This is a genomic window from Arthrobacter sp. Y3223164 (assembly GCF_059091005.1).
The window spans coordinates 1-1,942 of sequence record NZ_JBNHGF010000454.1; the positions used below are offsets into that span (position 1 = coordinate 1).

Consider the following 1,942-nt stretch of genomic DNA (forward strand, 5'->3'; position numbering starts at 1 on the left):
GCCATCACGCTGGCCACCAGGCTCCCGGTGCGGCTGCAGCGCGACGGCGGGTGGCGGGACACCGCCGTCGTCCTGCCCGCCGGACGATACCGCGATGTGCTGAGCGGGCGGAGCCATGCTGGCAACGGCGTCCTGCCGTTGGCCGGCGTGCTGACGGAATTGCCGGTGGCGCTGCTGGTGCGCGAACAGGAGGAGACGTCATGAGCCGGGACTTCGCGGTGTGGGCTCCGCGTGCCGGAAGGGTGGAACTGCAGGCCGGCGCCGCACGGCTGCCGATGCAGGGCCCGGACGACGCCGGCTGGTGGCGTCTGGCAGACCCCGCCGCCGCGCCCGAGGGGGAAAGCGACTACGGCTATCTGCTGGACGGCGGGGACGCGGTGCTGCCGGATCCACGCTCGCGCCGGCAGCCGGACGGGGTGCACGGGATGTCCCGGACCTTCGACGCCGGGGCCCACGCCTGGCAGGACCAGGACTGGGTTTCGCCGGGGCTGGGCGGGGTGATCTACGAACTGCACATCGGCACGTTCACCTCTGAGGGCACGCTGGATTCCGCCGCGGCCAAGCTCGACTACCTGGCCGGGCTCGGGGTGGATTATGTGGAACTTCTGCCGGTCAACGCGTTCAACGGCACCCACAACTGGGGCTACGACGGCGTGCTCTGGTACGCGGTGCAGGAGAGCTACGGCGGGCCGGCCGCCTACCAGCGGTTCGTGGACGCCGCGCACGCCAAGGGCATCGGCGTCATCCAGGACGTGGTCTACAACCATTTGGGCCCCAGCGGAAACTATCTGCCGCGGTTCGGGCCGTACCTGAGCAGCGGCAGCGCCAACACCTGGGGCGAGTCCGTGAACCTGGACGGGCCCGGATCGGACGAGGTCCGCCGCTTCATCATCGACAACGTGCTGATGTGGTTCCGCGACTACCACGTGGACGGCCTGCGGCTGGATGCGGTGCACGCGCTGCGGGACGAGCGCGCCGTGCACATCCTCGAGGAGATCGCGGCGGCGACGGACGAGTGTGCCGCCGAGCTGGATAAGCCGTTGTTCCTGGTCGCCGAGTCGGACCTCAACAACCCGCGGCTGATCGAGTCCCGGCAGGTGAACGGCTACGGCCTGGCCGGCCAGTGGAGCGACGACTTCCACCATGCCGTGCACGTGAACCTCACCGGCGAAACCAGCGGCTACTACGCCGACTTTGCCGGACTGGGGGCGCTGGAGAAGGTGCTGCGGGACGGCTTCTTCCACGACGGCGGCTACTCCTCGTTCCGGGAACGGCACCACGGCCGCCCGATCGACAAGGACCGGGTGACCGCCCGGCAATTGGTGGTCTGCACCCAGAACCACGACCAGATCGGCAACCGTGCCACCGGAGACCGGCTCACCGGCACCCTCGGCTACGGGCAGCTGGCGCTGGCCGCCGTACTGAACCTGATGTCTCCGTTTACGCCGATGGTGTTCATGGGTGAGGAGTTTGCGGCGTCCACCCCGTGGCAATTCTTCACCTCCCATCCCGAACCGGAGCTCGGCGAGGCAACCTCCGCCGGCAGGCTCAAGGAGTTCGAGCGGATGGGCTGGGACCCCGCGGTAGTGCCCGATCCGCAGGACCCGGCGACGTTCCACAACTCAAAACTGGACTGGGCCGAGCCCGGCACGGGCGACCATGCCCGGCTCCTCGAGCTCTACACCCGGCTGATCGCCCTCCGGAAGCAGCATCCGGAGCTGACGGAACCGGACTTCGCGTCCGCGTCGGTGGAGTCCCAGGCGGAGGAGGGCTGGCTGATCCTGCGGCGCGGCTCCTTCGCGGTCTGCTGCAACTTCTCCACCGAGCCGAGGCGGCTGCCTGTCGGGCCGGGCACGCTGGTCCTGGCCACCGACGACGGCGTCAGGCTCGCCGCAGGGGGCAACGGCGGCAGAACAGGGTCTGCGTCCGGGGACGGCGCCGC

2 protein-coding genes are annotated in these 1,942 nt (G+C 69.9%); both read left to right on the top strand.

What is annotated here, in order from left to right; genetic code table 11:
* A partial coding sequence (locus tag AC5RUJ_RS15305; RefSeq protein ID WP_494156144.1) for a hypothetical protein occupies positions 1–204 on the top strand: 204 nt, incomplete at its 5' end.
* A partial coding sequence (treZ, locus tag AC5RUJ_RS15310; protein ID WP_494156145.1) for a malto-oligosyltrehalose trehalohydrolase occupies positions 201–1,942 on the top strand: 1,742 nt, incomplete at its 3' end. The genes AC5RUJ_RS15305 and treZ, both read left to right, overlap by 4 nt.